General features: G+C 64.4%; 14 protein-coding genes and 1 tRNA gene. 11 read left to right on the top strand and 4 right to left on the bottom strand.

Annotation, left to right across the window (positions count from 1 at the left end; translation table 11 throughout):
- Positions 1–287: 287 nt before the first annotated feature.
- From MLE27_RS11915 to MLE27_RS11905, 3 genes are all read right to left on the bottom strand, one after another.
- Positions 288–974 carry a hypothetical protein gene (locus MLE27_RS11915; protein ID WP_243312298.1) on the bottom strand — a complete coding sequence of 229 codons (687 nt, stop codon included), beginning with the start codon at positions 972–974 and terminating at the stop codon, positions 288–290.
- 76 nt (positions 975–1,050) lie between these two features.
- Positions 1,051–1,749 (bottom strand): hypothetical protein, encoded by a 699-nt coding sequence (locus MLE27_RS11910; protein WP_243312297.1) that lies wholly within the window; start codon positions 1,747–1,749, stop codon positions 1,051–1,053.
- Between the two features lie 702 nt (positions 1,750–2,451).
- Positions 2,452–2,527, bottom strand: a tRNA-Ala gene (locus MLE27_RS11905).
- Positions 2,528–2,661: 134 nt separating this feature from the next.
- On the opposite strand from MLE27_RS11905, the gene MLE27_RS11900 reads away from it, so the two are divergent.
- The 4 genes from MLE27_RS11900 (at position 2,662) to rbr (ending at position 6,788) form a co-directional block, all read left to right on the top strand.
- Complete coding sequence (locus MLE27_RS11900) at positions 2,662–3,657, top strand: ABC transporter permease (protein WP_243312296.1); 996 nt, start codon at positions 2,662–2,664, stop codon at positions 3,655–3,657.
- Entirely contained in the window at positions 3,650–4,483 is an 834-nt protein-coding gene (locus MLE27_RS11895; protein WP_243312295.1) for an ABC transporter permease, read from the top strand. Before MLE27_RS11900 ends, MLE27_RS11895 begins: the two co-directional genes overlap by 8 nt.
- Before the next feature lie 50 nt (positions 4,484–4,533).
- Entirely contained in the window at positions 4,534–6,147 is a 1,614-nt protein-coding gene (locus MLE27_RS11890) for a DNA repair protein RecN (RefSeq protein ID WP_243312294.1), read from the top strand.
- 65 nt (positions 6,148–6,212) lie between these two features.
- Positions 6,213–6,788, top strand: a complete 576-nt coding sequence (gene rbr / locus MLE27_RS11885) for a rubrerythrin (protein WP_243312293.1) — start codon at positions 6,213–6,215, stop codon at positions 6,786–6,788.
- 320 nt (positions 6,789–7,108) lie between these two features.
- On the opposite strand, the gene MLE27_RS11880 is transcribed toward rbr, so the two are convergent.
- Positions 7,109–7,276 carry a hypothetical protein gene (locus MLE27_RS11880; protein ID WP_243312292.1) on the bottom strand — a complete coding sequence of 56 codons (168 nt, stop codon included), beginning with the start codon at positions 7,274–7,276 and terminating at the stop codon, positions 7,109–7,111.
- Between the two features lie 419 nt (positions 7,277–7,695).
- Between MLE27_RS11880 and MLE27_RS11875 the strand changes: the two genes are divergently transcribed.
- The 7 genes from MLE27_RS11875 to MLE27_RS11845 all read left to right on the top strand — a co-directional run bounded on the left by MLE27_RS11875 (position 7,696) and on the right by MLE27_RS11845 (position 15,697).
- Positions 7,696–8,304, top strand: coding sequence for a TMEM175 family protein (locus MLE27_RS11875; protein WP_243312291.1), 609 nt, complete (start codon positions 7,696–7,698; stop codon positions 8,302–8,304).
- 227 nt (positions 8,305–8,531) lie between these two features.
- Positions 8,532–9,788 carry a sensor histidine kinase gene (locus MLE27_RS11870; protein ID WP_243312290.1) on the top strand — a complete coding sequence of 419 codons (1,257 nt, stop codon included), beginning with the start codon at positions 8,532–8,534 and terminating at the stop codon, positions 9,786–9,788.
- Between the two features lie 97 nt (positions 9,789–9,885).
- A complete protein-coding gene (locus tag MLE27_RS11865) occupies positions 9,886–11,427 on the top strand; it encodes a hypothetical protein (RefSeq protein WP_243312289.1) in 1,542 nt (513 codons plus the stop codon).
- Positions 11,424–12,128 (top strand): class I SAM-dependent methyltransferase, encoded by a 705-nt coding sequence (locus tag MLE27_RS11860; protein ID WP_243312288.1) that lies wholly within the window; start codon positions 11,424–11,426, stop codon positions 12,126–12,128. Before MLE27_RS11865 ends, MLE27_RS11860 begins: the two co-directional genes overlap by 4 nt.
- A gap of 9 nt (positions 12,129–12,137) precedes the next feature.
- Entirely contained in the window at positions 12,138–13,379 is a 1,242-nt protein-coding gene (locus MLE27_RS11855) for a glycosyltransferase (RefSeq protein WP_243312287.1), read from the top strand.
- Between the two features lie 33 nt (positions 13,380–13,412).
- Entirely contained in the window at positions 13,413–14,291 is an 879-nt protein-coding gene (locus MLE27_RS11850) for a class I SAM-dependent methyltransferase (RefSeq protein ID WP_243312286.1), read from the top strand.
- The gene (locus tag MLE27_RS11845) at positions 14,288–15,697 is read left to right on the top strand and encodes a B12-binding domain-containing radical SAM protein (RefSeq protein ID WP_243312285.1); all 1,410 of its coding nucleotides are present in this window, start codon (positions 14,288–14,290) and stop codon (positions 15,695–15,697) included. Before MLE27_RS11850 ends, MLE27_RS11845 begins: the two co-directional genes overlap by 4 nt.
- Positions 15,698–15,699: the final 2 nt, after the last annotated feature.

Raw genomic sequence — 15,699 nt, 5'->3', positions numbered from 1 at the left:
CCCAGGGCAGACACGGTTGCGGGCATATTCACCGGCAGCCCTTCGCCAGCATCGGCCAGTGTGCATTTCGCATCTGCGCCGCCCCAGCGCATCAGTTTTTGCCTGTCTTGCAGCCCATAGCTATCGGAACGATTGGGAGAAGCGTGACACGAGGAGGCTGAGGGGAGTTGGAGGGGAAGGCTGGAGCGGTGGTGAGGAGACGACGGGGTAGAGAAAGGGGCTTAGGATAAATGGAGGTGGGGCTTTATTCAACTTGTCCTTATCAAAAATTGCATCAAAACTTATCATTACAAATCCCTTACGCTGGCGAATCTTTCCATGCTCTTATTTAGTAAGTCATTTGCAAATCCTCTAATTAACAATGATTCGACGTCATCGATTAAGTGACCGTCAACCTCATATGCGCTAAAGAATGCAGCAACGTCGCACAGCTTAACATGGTGCTTGACTATCTGCCTATTGTACTCAGCTGCAACAGTAAAGTCAACATTGGTTGATGGATGGTTCACATAATACAATTCTTGAGTGTCCTTCCTGTCTCTGTTAAATACAGATACAATTTCAGGCCAAAGGAACTGGTCTCTTGCTTTTCCAGCATAAATAGCCCTGCCACGGGAGTCGTAAAATATGTAAACGCCTTTACGGGTAGACAGCGCGTCGTGTAGTCCCTCTTGGTATAATGTTGGCACGCCTTTGTTCGTATTCGTCGACAATGGCTCAATTTTCGCCCCGCATCTGGATTCCGCCATGTCGATCGGATAAAATTCAACAATCGGCTTTATTGCCGTATAACACACGCTGATGTGCTTTGCAGCAACTGCCGTTTTTATAATCTTTGCCACTTCAACAGCATTTAAATCCCTGTCGCTTTTTTTCCAATTTGACATGGTTTGCCTGGTTACACCAAGATATTCTTGTAAATCACTACGCCCAGTAGCCCTTTCAAGCGCAGCTAAAACGTCACGCCGTTTCATAATCACCCACTCCGGGAAGACAAGCATTCAAAATCATTAAACCGCCAACAACGATCAGTTCCTATGGGTCATTCCATTACGACACGACTCCACCTCTTCCATCTTTACTGTGTGCCAACTTCACGCCCTTCATGCCCATAAGCCTAAATAACTCTGCAAAATACTCAATTGGGTCTAGCGTAGCATCCCCTGCCCAGTCGTCAATGATTTTATCAATTTTGGCCATAGTTTCTTGGCTCATCAATAATTTTAATTTTTCTTCGATCCTCAAAGTGTGTTCAGTCTGCGGAGGAGTTTTGACTACAATAAGCGGAAGAATCAATGCGCTGTGATTTTTTGGCATCTCCCCCTTGGCGACCATTTTTTTAAATCTTTCAACATCCCTAGAAGTTTTTTTGATATGCACGCCATCTGCTTCAGTTAAAAACACATTACCATCATAACCAAGACCAGTAAATTGCGAGTATATTTTGAGGTGCTGTAAAAAATCATCAAAAAAACCAATTAACCCTTCCACATGCTCCTTTTCATTAACCCCAGGATCGAACATGGGCGTCTTGTAGCCCATCATTCTTAATTTGATATGCAACAACTCGTGTGAAAAACACGCTTGAGGATGGTTTGTACTGTTAACGCCAATGGCAACTTTTTCATTTTTTAAACTTGCATACCAGTGGTCATTTAGGGAATGCTCGAGGGAAACTATAAATTGAGCAGCTATATCTTTGTACAGCTGAGTGTTTTTGTCGTCTATCAATTCACTTATTTCGTACATAAATTATCCTCCAGGGTTGCAATAACGAACAACTTTTTTTAATTCTATACATTTCTCCGAAAATAGCCAGTAGGAGCAGATAGGGAAACTCTACCCGTCTATGACGCCCCCCCGCCCTGGTGAAACCCGCAGCCCTGCGGCTCCTTCATACTGTCAGCTCGCACTCGATCCGGCATCGACTTCGCCATCAGGTACAACCCGAAGGGAATCGGCACAAAAATATCCCCGCTGCATCTCAGACAGTCAGCCTTCGACACTTCGGCGGCAAATCTCCCAGGACACGCCAGAATAAGTAAAGGATCCAGCAGCCCCCCACCTCTGAAAATTGCCCAAGAGCCCCTTCGCCAACGCCCTCATCCCGACGCCAGCCACCCCTTCACCACTTCCAGGAGAAAACTTCTCACCCCCACCAGGAGAAGCAAAAGCACCTCCTGACCACAATCGCTTGAAAATCCCCCAAGCGCCCGCGTGCTCCCGGCTCCGTCTTCTGCCCCTATAAAAGTTCTCCTCCACCTGCTGTCGAAGCAAAAGCCCAACGAAAGAAGGGACCGCTTGAATTTCATCAAGCGATCCCTTTCTATGCGCTCAAACAGGAGCCTACGTGAATTACTGGGTCTGCCTTGGCCCCCTGAGCCAACAATGTTGGTTTCTGAAGCCAAAAGCAGAAGGGGTTAGGCTTGTGACCTAACCCCTTGAAAAGAGTGGTGGAGCTGGACGGAATCGAACCGACGACCTCTTGAATGCCATTCAAGCGCTCTCCCAACTGAGCTACAGCCCCACACGGGAGAACTGCTTTTGACCGAAACTCGGCTCTCCGTCAACAGGAAAAATTGAAACCGGGAAATTTTTTTTCCACCCCTTCCCTCCCCGGCGTCCGCCCTGCTACTGTCCGTGCGTTCGGAGGCCCCCAACGTGCTTGTTCTGCTGAAGCGTCTCGTCCTCAAATCCGTCTGGCTGGCAGTGGTGTTCCTCGGGATCACCCTGGTGAGCTTTTTCGTCATCCATCTGGCCCCCGGCAAGCCCACCGACCTCCAGACCGACATGAACCCGCTCATCACGCCCGAGGCAATCGCCCGGCTGGAGAAGCTCTACGGCCTGGACCAGCCCGTGCACGTGCAATACGGCCTGTGGCTGAAGCGCCTGGCCAGCCTGGATTTCGGCAACGCCCTCACCGGCGACCGCCGCCCCGTGTGGGACAAAATCAAGGAGCGCCTGCCCCTGACCTTCGGCATGAACATGGCCGCCCTGGTTCTGACGCTGGCCCTGGCCATCCCCATAGGCGTCACGGCCGCGGCCCGGCAGAACGGCTTCTTCGACAGGGCCTCCACGGTGTTCGTGTTCCTGGGCTTCGCCGTGCCCGGCTTCTGGCTGGCGCTGCTCTTGATGCTGCTCCTGGGCATCGTCTGGCCGGTGCTGCCCATCTCGGGCATCACCTCGCTGGACCACGCCCGCATGGACTGGTGGGGCCGCACCGCGGACATCTGCTCCCACCTGGCCATCCCCATGTTCATCTACGTGTTCGGCGGCCTGGCGGGCATGAGCCGCTACATGCGCTCCTCCATGCTCGAGGCGCTGCGGCAGGACTACATCCTCACCGCCCGGGCCAAGGGCCTGCCGGAGCGCCTGGTGATCTACCGCCACGCGCTGCGCAACGCCTTGCTGCCGGTCATCACGCTGCTGGGCCTCTCGGTGCCGGGGCTCATCGGCGGTTCGGTCATCATCGAGCAGATCTTCTCGCTGCCGGGCCTGGGGCAGCTCTTCTATCAGGCGGTCATGGCCCGCGATTACCCGCTCATCATGGCCAACCTGGTGCTTGGCGCGGTGCTCACCCTGGCTGGCAACATGCTGGCGGACGTGGGCTACTCCCTGGCCGACCCGCGCATCCGCTCCGGAGCCCGCAATGACTGACGGATTCTGGCGGAGCGCCCTGCGCCACCCCATGTTCCTGGCGGGTTTCCTGCTGGTGGGGGGCATGTCCCTGGCGGCGGTGCTGGCACCCTGGATCGCCCCGTTCGACCCCACGGCCTTAAACGTGGACGCCCTGCTCCAGCCGCCCGGCGCCGCGCACCTCCTGGGCACCGACGCCCTGGGGCGCGACGTGCTCTCGCGCATGCTGCACGGCGGGCGCGTCTCGCTGTGGGTGGGCTTCCTGGCGGTGGGGCTGGCCGTGGCCGTGGGCCTGTTCTTCGGGCTGGTGGCGGGCTACTTCGGGGGCCTGGCGGACGAGGTCATCATGCGCGGGGTGGACGTGATGCTCTGCTTCCCCTCCTTCTTCCTGATCCTCACGGTCATCGCCTTCCTGGAGCCCTCCCTGGCCAACATCATGATAATCATCGGCCTGACCTCCTGGATGGGCGTGGCCCGCCTGGTGCGCGCCGAGACCCTCTCCCTGGCCAGGCGCGACTTCGTGCTGGCCTCGCGGCTGGCCGGGGCGGGCAGCGCGCGCATCCTGCTGCGCCACATATTGCCCAACGCGGCCGGGCCGGTGCTGGTCTCGGCCACGCTGGGCATCGCCGGGGCCATCCTCACGGAATCCTCGCTGTCGTTCCTGGGGCTCGGGGTGCAGCCGCCCATGCCCTCCTGGGGCAACATGCTCCTGGAAGGCAAGGAGGTGCTGGAGATAGCGCCCTGGCTCTCGGTGTTCCCGGGGCTGGCCATCCTGTTCACGGTGCTGGGCTACAACCTGCTGGGCGAATCCCTGCGGGACTTGCTCGACCCCCGGCTCAAGCAGTAAGAGAGGCCGCCGGGCATGTTCACCCACCGGCCCGACGGAGGCCCCAAGCCGTGATCGATCTTCTGCGCATCAAAAACCTGGCCCTGATCGCCGACGTGGAACTGGAGTTCGGCCCGGGGCTCAACGTGCTCACCGGCGAGACCGGCGCGGGCAAGACATTCATCCTCAAGGCCCTGGAGTTCCTCACCGGGGAGCGCCTGAGCGCCGAGATGGTGCGCCACGGCGCGCAAAAGGCCCAGGTGGAGGCCGTGTTCGTGCTGGACGGCGAGGAGCTCATGCTGCGCCGCGAGCTCTCCGCCGAGACGGGGCGCGCGCGCTTCTACGTCAACGACCAGCTCGCCACCCAGGACACCGCCCGCGAGCTCAAGCCCCGCCTGCTGCTGCACGCCAGCCAGCACGGGCAGCAGAAGCTCCTGGCCCCGGCCTTCCAGGCCAAGCTGCTGGACCACTTCCTGCCCGACCAATCCCTCGCCGGGAGCCGGACCGCGCTGCTGCGCGAGCTGGCCGACGTGGCCCGCCAGGCCAAGGCCCTGCACGAGCGCCTGGCCCACCTGGAGGACCGCCGCGAGATCCTGGAGCTCAAGCGCGCCGAGATCGACAAGGTGGCCCCGCGCCCCGGCGAAGAGGAGGAACTGCTGGCCCGCCAGCAGGCCCTGCGCCACGCCCGCCGCGCCAAGGACGCCGTGGAGGCCGCCCTGGACATGCTCTACGGCGACCAGGGCCTGCCAGCGGGGCTCGGCCGCCTGGAGCGCGAGCTTGGGGTGCTCGCCCAGACCGGGGGGGATTTCGAGGCCGACGCGGCCGCCGTGCGCGAGGCCCGGGTGGCCCTCTCCGACCTGGCCGAGCGGCTGCGCTCCGGCGTGCCCGGCCTGGAGGAGGACCCGGAGGCCGTGGAGTCCCGCCTGTGGGAGCTGGCCCAGCTCAAGCGCAAGCTCAAGCTGGACATGCCCGCCATCCTGGACCTGGCCCGCGAGATCGAGGAGAACCTGAGCTTTCTGGACAGCGCCGGGCTGGACTTCAAGCGCCTGGAGCGCCGCGCCCGCGAACTGCGCGCCCAGGCCGCCCAGGTGCTCGCCGGGCTGGACGCGGCCCGCACCGAGGCCGCCGGGCGGCTCTGCCAGCGCATCGAGGCGGAGCTGCGCAGCCTGGGATTTTCCGAGCACGTGCGCGTGCTCTTCGAGCTGACCCCCGCCGAGCTTTTCCCGGCAGAGGGCGGCATGCCCGCGCTCAGCGAACTCTCCGCCAAGCTGCTCTTCGCGCCCAACCCGGGCCAGCCGCCCCAGCCGCTGGACCGCATCGCCTCCGGCGGCGAGCTCTCGCGCTTCCTGCTGGCCGTCACCAGCCTGCGCTCCGAAAACGACCAGGCCGCGCTGATCTTCGACGAGGTGGACGCGGGCATCGGCGGCGTGACCCTGAACCGCGTGGGCGAACGCCTCAAGGAGCTGGCTCGCCACCGCCAGATGCTGCTCATCACCCACTGGCCCCAACTGGCGGCCCTGGCCGGGCGGCACTTCATGGTGGCCAAGCACGTGGCCGACGGCCAGACCGAGACCACGGTCACCGCCCTGGAGGGCAAGGCCCTGGCCGAGGAACTGAGCCGCATGGCGGGCGGCGGCGAGCAGGGGCATGCCCTGGCCGAGAAGCTGCTCCTGCCGCTGGGCTGAGGCGGCGCACATTTCCAGGCCGCGCCCGCCTTGGCGCGGCCGATACCCCAACTACGGAGATCCCCATGAAATCCCTCAAAGGCAGCAAGACCGAGAAGAACCTCCTGGCCTCCTTCGCCGGGGAATCCCAGGCGCGCAACCGCTACACCTTCTTCGCCAGCGTGGCCAAGAAGGAAGGCTACGAGCAGATCGCGGCCATCTTCACCGAGACCGCCGAGCAGGAGAAGGAGCACGCCAAGCGCTTCTTCAAGTTCCTGGAGGGCGGAGACGTGGAGATCACCGCCACCTACCCAGCCGGACGCATCGGCACCACGCTTGAGAACCTGAAGCATGCCGCCGCGGGCGAGCACGAGGAGCACACCGTGCTCTACCCGGCCGCCGCGGCCATCGCCCGCGAGGAGGGTTTCGAGGCCGTGGCCATGGTCTTCGAGGCCATCAGCACCGTGGAGGAGTTCCACGAGAAGCGCTACAAGGCCCTGGCCGCCGACGTGGAGAACGGCTCCGTTTTCAAGAAGAGCTGCGAGACCACCTGGAAGTGCCGCAACTGCGGCTACAACCACACGGGCGAGGCCGCCCCGGTGAGCTGTCCGGCCTGCATGCACCCCCAGGCCTACTTCCAGGTCTGCGAGTGGAACTTCTAGCCGCCCGAGGCCCGGCCCGGCGGACGTGACGAAAAAGCGCCAGGGCGCCCCGGCTGAGCGGGGTTCCCTGGCGTCTGAAGGTACGCGGGATGGGCGGAAGCCATCCGGGCCGAGATTCTGGCCGAGGTTCTGGAGGAAGCCGCGCCGTCCGGACGAGGAGCACCGCGCCCGGCCCGGAGCTTGATCCGGCCGCTGCATCAGCAGGGCGTCGGGCGTTTCGGCGCAGAATGGCCAACACCGGTTCCGGGGCTCACTGCGCCGAAATCCCCGGCTGCGCAAAGCCCCCGCGCCTCTCCAAACCGCCAAGACCGGCCTGGGGCTCAATGCTCCGCAGGCTGCTCCTGGCCGTCTTCCTGGCTCTCTTCCTGATCGCCTTCCGACGCTGCGGCCTTCTTTTCCTGCTTGCGCTGGAGCTTCTCTTCCTTCTTCTTATTCTTCGCAGCCTCTCTGGCGCGCTTCTCAAATGAATAGTTGGGTTTTTTAGCCACGGTCAACCTTGTGCTAGAGTGTGGTGGGACATGGCGCGCCTGGGGCAAGCCTCCGGGGCGCGGGCATCATGGCGAATATCGAGGCTCACGGCATCGCGGGCGCCCCGGGAGGCCGTCCGCGTGTCCGGTCCATCTTGAGTCGTAGGGCTGAGAAAAGGCTTGGGTCGCGGTGAAAGCGTCGCGTTGCCTTCCCGGTTATGAAGGAAGCCGTGACGAGTATCAAGCGAAGTTCGCGCCCCGCGCCCGGATCGAGCACTGATCGTCACGGATTGAGCCCGGATTGAGCTTGGATTGAGCATGGCCCCCCAGCGCCCTTCCGAAAAATCCGGCCCGCGCGGATTGCCGGGATGTTGTCGCCGCCCCTGGATTCGACTATTGGTTGAAAATCGGAGAAGCACAGCAAACGCGAAGCGGGGCATATGGGCAAGAACAGGCTTGAAGCCTTCAGCGACGGCGTGATCGCCATCATCATCACCATCATGGTCCTGGAGCTGAAGGTGCCCCGCGGCGACACCTTCGCCTCGCTGCTCCCGCTGATTCCAACCGTCCTGTGCTACGTGCTGAGCTTCGTCTACGTGGGCATCTACTGGAACAACCACCACCACATGCTCCACACCGTGCAGCGGGTGAGCGGCGGCATGCTCTGGGCCAACCAGCACCTGCTGTTCTGGCTCTCGCTGATCCCCTTCGTCACGGGCTGGATGGGCGAGAACCACTTCGCGCCCGCGCCCACCGCGCTCTACGGCGTGGTGCTGCTCATGGCCGCCATCGCCTACTGGCTGCTGCAACGCACCATCATGAACGCCCAGGGCCCGGACTCCCTGCTCAAGGCTGCGGTGGGGCGAGACCTCAAGGGCAAGCTCTCCCCGGTGCTGTACCTGCTGGCCATCCCTTCGGCGTTCCTGGCCCAATGGATAGCCGACGCCATCTACGTGCTGGTTGCCCTGATCTGGCTCGTGCCGGACCAACGCATCGAGCGGGTCTTCGAGGGAAAGAAGCGGCGGGAGGGGAGGTCGCCGCAACGCTGACGGGCTTGCGCTCGGGCCGCAATGTGTGCAAAGCTTTTTTGTCATCAGTTCTCGATATCGTGCATCGCGATGTGAGCCGCCCATTCTGGCGGCGCGGGGTGGCCCGCCGGATATCGAAAGGGCGGTTGCGGCGTGGAGTGCGGCCGGCCATCCGGCCGGATGCCTGGCTTCTGTTGTTCAGTTCCGAGTCGTGCGCGGGGTTCTACGCCCGCGGTTGCGGGGCTTTCATGCCGGATTCCGGGAAGACCAGGGAACAGCTCCTGGCCGAACTGCTGGAGTTGCGAAGCAGCGAACGGCTGCGCCGCAAGCTCGCGGCCGTGTCCTGCGACTTCACCCACGCCTGCGCCCGCGAGGGGCTCGAACCCTTTCGCATCACCTGGCTGGGCGGGGCCTACGAAAAGGTCACGGGGTACGGCTCGCCGGAAATCCTCGCCACGGGCTGCTGGCTGACCTTCGTCCACCAGGAGGACCAGGAGCGCGTCGGCGCGCACCTGATGCGCCTCAAGGCGGGCGACGCGGGCGAGATCGAGTTCCGGCTGGTCCACAAGGACGGCGGCGTGCGCAACGTGCGCGAAACCTACCTCTGCGAGCAGGGCGAGCACGCCCACAGCCTGCGCCTCTACGGCTCCATCAACGACATCACCGAACGCACCCGCATGCAGGAGCTCATGGTCCAGACGGAGAAGATGATGTCCGTGGGCGGCCTGGCCGCGGGCATGGCCCACGAGATCAACAACCCCTTGAGCGGCATCCTGCAGAGCATCCAGGTCATCATGCGCCGCCTGGGCGAGCCCAACGGGGCCAACGCCCTGGCCGCGCGGGAGTCCGGCTGCACCCTGGATTCCGTGACCGGCTACATGGAGCGCAGGGGCATCCTCACGGGCCTGAACAGCATCCGGGAATCCAGCGTGCGCGTGGCCCAGGTGGTCAGGAACATGCTGGAGTTCAGCCGCAGGAGCGAATCCACCAACGCCCCGGCCGACCTGAACGACCTCCTGGAGAAAACCGTGGAGCTCTACTCCACCGGCTACGACCTCAACAGCAAGTACGACTTCAAGAACATCCGCCTGGAGCGCCGGTTCGAGAGCGGGCTGCCCCAGGTGCCCTGCTCCAAGACGCAGATACAGCAGGTGGTCATCAATCTGTTGGGCAACGCGGCCTACGCCCTGCGGGGCACGCCCGAGCCCGCCATCGTGCTGCGCACCATGCTCGACGGCGATTGCGCGCGCATCGAAGTGCAGGACAACGGCCCCGGCATGGACGAGGCCACGAGGCGCAAGATCTTCGAGCCCTTCTTCACCACCAAGCCCGTGGGCAGCGGCACGGGGCTCGGGCTCTCGGTCTCCTATTTCATCGTGACCAACAACCACAAGGGCAGCATCGAGGTGGACTCCTCACCCGGCAACGGCGCCCGCTTCATCATCCGCCTGCCCCTGAGCAGAGGGGCCTCCGCCGGGTTCACGGCGCACTCCGACCGCTGCTGATCCGCCCGAGCCACTCCCAGGCCGCGCCCGCATTGACTTCGGCCCTCTTCGGCCGTAAGCCCTAGCCTGTTTTCATTTCCCCCTCTGCGGAGACCCCATGCAAGACCTTCTCATCGCGCTGGGAATCAGCCTGGCGGGTTTCGCCCTCCAGGTCTGGCCCCGGCTCATCAACCGCTATTTCGGCATAGACACCTGGCGCTTCACGCTGCTGGCCCAGTACATACGCGACAACAAGAAGCTCCCCGAGAGCCTGCCGCACAAGTACATCGTGCCCGGCTCCGTGGACAACCCGCCGCTTCTGCCCTGGCTCTGCTCGCTCCTGCCCAAGGACTGGCTGGACCGGAACCAGGGCCTGGTCTCCCCGGCGTTCGACATCCTCACCAGCCTGACCGTCTACTTCATGGGCCTGGCCGCCTCGGGGCAGGCAGCGGGCGGGCACTACGCCCAGATGGCCTACCTGCTCACCCCGGTGGTGCCCCTGGAGGCCTCCAACCTGAGCCTGCGCACCCTGGGCGGGCTGATCTTCACCTGGTCCATGCTCATGGTGCAGAGCTACGTGCTGCACCCCACCTGGTGGACCCTGCTGGTGGGCGTGGCCGGCGTGGTGCTGCTCTCCATGACGCACCGCATGGCCATGCAGGTCTTCTTCTTCACCCTGTTCTGGATGAGCATGGTCACCGGCGACGCGCACCATCTGCTGGTGTTCGCCCTGGGCATCCTGGCGGCGGTGTTCTGCACCAAGGGGCTCTACCTGCGCTACCTGCGCGGGCACATGCTCATGATCTGCTTCTGGATGTACAACATCCACAACCGCCTGGCCCACCAGGTGCGCGGCAACCCCACGGCCGAGCGCAAGCACACGGACTTCGTGCGCCGCATCGAATACCTGATCTGGAAGATACCCGTTGCGCCCTTCCTGGCCGTGAACCCCTGGATCCTCTACAGCTTCTGCGCCGTGTTCAGCGTGCTGCCCGCAGCCGGTGCCGACCCCTGGATGAAGACCTTCGTGCTCTGGAGCGTGACGCTCTTCTTCCTGGGCATCCTGTTCAACCTGCCGCTCCTGCGCTTCCTGGGCGAGGGCCAGCGCTACCTGGAGTTCGGCACCTCCGCCGCCGCGGCCGTGGCCGGAACCATGATCCTCAGATTCCAGCACAACCCCGAGGTCTGGGGCGTGGTGCGCTCCGTGCCCTGCATCCTGGGCCTGGGCTGCCTGGCCCTGGTGCTCTTCTTCCAGCTCAAGCTGGTGGTGAAGAACCCGGACAAGTCCATCACCCCGGCCCTGCGCGCGCTCATCGCCCACCTCAACTCGCGCCCGCGCCCGGTGCGCCTGGCCTGCCTGCCCCACGGCCTGGCCGACGCCGTGACCTACTTCCTGGAAAACGGCCAGGTGCTGCTCTCGGACAACTCGGTGGGCGTGTGGGAGCTGGTGGACTGGTTCCCGCTCATCACCAAGCCGCTGACCGAAATCGCCGAGAAGTACCGGCTCAACGCCTTCCTGGTGAGCACCAACTTCGTCAAACCCGAGGAGCTGGACCTGCCCGGCTACGAGATCACCTTCCGCCAGGACAACCTGATCCTCTTCGAGAAGACGTCCGAGGAGACGGCTGAGAAGGCACCCGAAAAGGCGGAAGACGCGTGAGCCTGGGCGCGCGCTCCTGGGAGGGCTGGCTGGCGGACTACCGGGCCGTGGTGGCGCGGATGCTGCGCGATGAACGCCTCGGCAGCGCCTGCGACCTGGGCTGCGGGGACGGCTCCTTCGCCCGCTCCATGCTGCCCCCGGGCACGGCCCTGAGCGGCGTGGAGAACCACGAGGCCAAGGCCGGAGCCGCCGCCGCGGCTGGCATGGACGTGCTCGTGCACGACCTGAACACCCCCCTGCCATACGCCGACGCCAGCTTCGACGTTGTGTTCTCCCACTTCGTGGTGGAGCACATCCTGGACGCGGACACGCACCTGGCCGAGGCCCGGCGCATCCTGAGGCCCGGCGGCGTGGCCATCGTGGGCACGGAGAACCTGGCCTCCTGGCACAACGTGCTGGCGCTCATGCTCGGGCAGCAGCCCTTCACCATGACCATCGCGCTCAGCCCCACCAAACGCCTGGGCAACGTGTTCCAGCCCGGGCGCTTCGGCGCGCTGGGCGAGGACGAGAGCCCCCACCTGCGCGTGTTCGCGCACCAGGGCCTCAAGGACATGCTCGCCTCCCACGGGTTCGCGGTGGAGCGCATGGCCGGGGCCGGGTACTTCCCCCTGCCGGGCGGCGCGGGCAGGGCCATGGCCCGCCTGGACGCCAGGCACGCGGCGCTGATCCTGGCCAAGGCCCGCGCGCCCAGGGCCGCGTAAGGACAGCCCATGCCAAGGCGCCTCGACTCCGCGTTCATCGCCACCTGCTCCGACATTCTGGACGAATCCGGCGAGCCCATCCGGCACAACAGCCCGGCCTGGCCCCTGCGCGACTACTTCTCAAGGCGCTGCCGCACGCTGGCCCTGCTGGAGCTCTCGGTGCCGCGCAAGGGCATGGTGGTCCGCCCGCAACTGAGCCTGTACGAGAACGGCCGCCGCACCGCCTTCAAGACCTGGGGGCCGCTGGCCACCAGGCCCTTCCTGGTGGCGGACGGCGAGGCCGGGCCGCGCACCTACATGCGCCTCAAGGTCCGCGACCTGCTGGCCTGCCTCTGGGCGGCCCAGGCCTTCAACCGCCGCTACGACCTGTTCATCGGGGTGGAATCCCTGCTGGCCATCCTGGGCGGGGTGCTGCGCAGGCTCAGGCTCGTGGACGAGTCGGTCTACTACATCTCGGACTGGTCGCCCTGGAAGTTCGCCAACAAGACGCTCAACCGCGTCTACCTGGAGATGGACCGCGCCGCCTGCAACCTGAGCGGCCACATCTGGAACTACACCTACGCCATCGCCGACGCCCGGCGCGACATCCTGCACTTCGACGACTCGAAATTCGGCCAGCAGCACTGGGTGCCCTTCGGCTTCATCCCCGACGGGGTGGTGATCCCGCCCGACAGCGAGGTGGACCTGAACCGCCTGGTGTTCTGCGGCGGCATCGGCCCTGAGAACGGGCTGGACGTGATCGTGGAAGCCCTGCCCGCCATCCGCGCGGCCCTGCCGCAAATCCGCCTGGACGTGCTGGGCGACGGGCCGGACCTGCCCCGGCTCAAGGCCCGGGCCGAGGCCCTGGGCTTAAGCGGCGCCGTGACCTGGCACGGCTTCGTCACGGACCGCAAGCGCATCCTGGACGCCCAACTGGGCGCGGCCCTGGCCCTCGCCCCGTACGCCCCATTGGAGACCAGCGTGAAGCGCTTCGGGGATGTCATCAAGATCCGCGAGGCCATCGGCTGCGGCCTGCCCATCGTCACCACCGAGGTGCCGCCCTCCCACCGCGAGGTTCTGGAGAAGAACCTGGGCCGGGTCATCGAATATTCTCCCGAGGCCCTGACCGGCGCGGTGGTGGAGCTGCTCTCCCACCCGGCGGCCTACTTCGCGGTGCGGGCAAACGTGGTGGCCGCCTCGCGCGAGAACCTCTGGGACAACATCTACGGCCGCACCCTGGCCGCCATGGGCTACGGCCCAGGACCCGCTTGACCCCCCTCGCGGTCAAAAGCTAGGCTCGCGCAAATGAACCACGCCTCAAAGCCCGCCTCCGTCTGCCCCGTCTGCCGCTGCGACCGCGCCACGCAGTACCACCAGGACCAGACCGTCCGGCTCGTGCGCTGCGCAAGCTGCGGCCTCAAATACCAGAACCCCATGCCCACGCTGGAGGCCCTGAGCGCGCTCTACGCCTCGCAGGAATACTACGACGGCCAGTACTTCCCGGCCCAGTTCGCCGAGCGCAAGGCCATGTTCGCCCACCGCCTGGCCGTCCTGGAGCCGCTCACGGGCGGCCCCGGCCGCGTGCTGGAGGTGGGCTGCGGGCGCGGGCAGTTCCTCGAGGCGGCCCTGGAGCGCGGCTGGAAGGCCTGCGGGCAGGAGTTCGCGGAGGAGACCGTGGAGGTGCTGAGGGGCACCGTCCCGGCGGCCGAACTGGCCCACGGCGTCTTCCCGGAGGAATGTCCCTTCCCGGATTCGTCCTTCGACCTGGTGCACCTGAACCACGTGCTGGAGCACTTCTTCGAGCCCATGGAGGCCCTGAGCCGCGTGTGGGGCCTGCTCAAGCCCGGAGGCGTGCTCTACTGCGAGGTGCCCCGGCAGTCCAACCTGCAGAACACCCTCTCCAACATGCTTGGCCGCAAGGATTTCGCGGTGCACTACATGCTGGAGCACCTCTGCTATTTCGAGGCCGCATCCATGACCCGCGCCCTCGAAGGCTCTGGCTTCGCCCCGCTCTCCATCCGCATCGAGGGCATGGGCGACCCGCACCGCTTCGTGCGCGGCGTTCACTACACCTCGCCCTGGACCCACCTCATGGCCCTGGTGGTAGGCGGGCTCAAGCTCCAGGGGCCGCTTGGCGGCGGCAACCTGGTGGCCGTGGCCCGCAAGAAGGAGGCCCCGCGATGACGGACGTTCTGCTGATAAACTCCTCCTTCACCTACGGCCGGGTGGCCCGGGGCATCCAGTACTACCCGCCCATCGGGCTCAACTACCTGGCCGCCTCGCTGCGCCAGGAGGGCATGAACCCCAGGATCATCGACCTGGGCATCGAGCCCCTCACGGTGGAGAAGATCAACGACGTCATCTCGGCGGAGAACATCCCCCTGGTGGGCATCTCCTCCAACTCGCCGCAGATACACATCACCATGCGCATCGTGAACGGGATGCGCCAGCGCTTCGGCGACAAGCTGACCATCGCCCTGGGCGGCTTCCACATCAGCAACGACCCCACCTTCCTTGAGCGCTACCCCCAGGTGGACATCGGCGTGGTCGGCGACGGGGACATCACCTTCACCAAGCTGGCCAGGCGCGTGCTCGGCGGGGAGAAGGTGCGCGGCACCTTCAACGGCGAGATGACCGCCAGCCTGGACGACATGCCCTTCCCCGCCTACGACCTCACGCCCCTCGAGGCCTACAAGGAGGCCGGGCTCCAGTACTACCCGCTGCTCGGCACGCGGGGCTGCCCCTTCAACTGCGTGTTCTGCTCGCGCTCGCCCATGTCGCGCAAGGTGCGCTTCCGCTCCGCCGGGAACCTTCTGGAGGAGATGAAGCGCGGCTACGACATCTTCGGGGGCCGCTACGGCTTCCTGGACGAGAGCTTCACCCTGCGCGAGCGCAACGTGGTGGAGTTCTGCGAGGGCCTGATGCGCTGGGGCAAGCCGGTGCGCTGGTCCGCCGGGGGCATCCGGCTTGACCAGATAAACCCCGACGTGCTGGACCTGATGTGGCGCGCGGGTTGCCGCGACTTCTTCGTGGGCGTGGAGACCGGCAGCGAGCGAGTGCGCCGCGAGATCGTGGGCAAGCGCATCAGCGACAAGCAGATCTTCGAATCCTTCAAGATACTGGACCGCCACCCCTTCGAGGTGGAGGCCTCCTTCGTGCTTGGCCACCCCACCGAGACCGAGGCGGAGCTGGCCCAGACCTGCTTCTTCCCGGCCAAGCTCAAGAGCATGGGCGTGAAGTGCCTGACCCAGGTGGGTTTCAAGCTGGCCGTGCCCCTGCCGGGCTCGCGCCTTTGGAAGATCGCCCTGGAGGAGGGCAAGGTGCCGCCCGACTTCATCGACCGCTACATCAACTTCGAGTACGGCGAGGACTTCTTCTCCGTCTGGCCCAAGTACTACCCGGACGGAATCACCAAGGAACGCGTGCTGGAGCTCAAGAAGCAGGGCTACCTCAAGTACTACCTGCGCCCGGAATACATCCTCGCGCGCCTCAAGCGGGACCTGCTCAACCCCAAATACCTGCTTCAGGACCTGCGCGAGTTCTTGAGCATGATCCGCAAGGGCCACTCCACGGTGAGCCTCACAGAGTAAGC

It is taken from the genome of Fundidesulfovibrio agrisoli, from assembly GCF_022808715.1.
Taxonomy (GTDB): Bacteria; Desulfobacterota; Desulfovibrionia; order Desulfovibrionales; family Desulfovibrionaceae; genus Fundidesulfovibrio; species Fundidesulfovibrio agrisoli.
Note: the sequence above shows the minus strand (reverse complement) of the source record. Positions and strands in the feature narration are given on the sequence as shown.

Bases quoted from the DNA above. Each gene is read 5' to 3' on its own strand.
- MLE27_RS11870 (WP_243312290.1), top strand. From the start codon at position 8,532: ATGCCGGATTCCGGGAAGACCAGGGAACAGCTCCTGGCCGAACTGCTG.
- MLE27_RS11865 (WP_243312289.1), top strand. From the start codon at position 9,886: ATGCAAGACCTTCTCATCGCGCTGGGAATCAGCCTGGCGGGTTTCGCC.
- MLE27_RS11875 (WP_243312291.1), top strand. From the start codon at position 7,696: ATGGGCAAGAACAGGCTTGAAGCCTTCAGCGACGGCGTGATCGCCATC.
- rbr (WP_243312293.1), top strand. From the start codon at position 6,213: ATGAAATCCCTCAAAGGCAGCAAGACCGAGAAGAACCTCCTGGCCTCC.
- MLE27_RS11915 (WP_243312298.1), bottom strand. From the start codon at position 974: ATGAAACGGCGTGACGTTTTAGCTGCGCTTGAAAGGGCTACTGGGCGT.
- MLE27_RS11895 (WP_243312295.1), top strand. From the start codon at position 3,650: ATGACTGACGGATTCTGGCGGAGCGCCCTGCGCCACCCCATGTTCCTG.
- MLE27_RS11855 (WP_243312287.1), top strand. From the start codon at position 12,138: ATGCCAAGGCGCCTCGACTCCGCGTTCATCGCCACCTGCTCCGACATT.
- MLE27_RS11845 (WP_243312285.1), top strand. From the start codon at position 14,288: ATGACGGACGTTCTGCTGATAAACTCCTCCTTCACCTACGGCCGGGTG.
- MLE27_RS11850 (WP_243312286.1), top strand. From the start codon at position 13,413: ATGAACCACGCCTCAAAGCCCGCCTCCGTCTGCCCCGTCTGCCGCTGC.
- MLE27_RS11910 (WP_243312297.1), bottom strand. From the start codon at position 1,749: ATGTACGAAATAAGTGAATTGATAGACGACAAAAACACTCAGCTGTAC.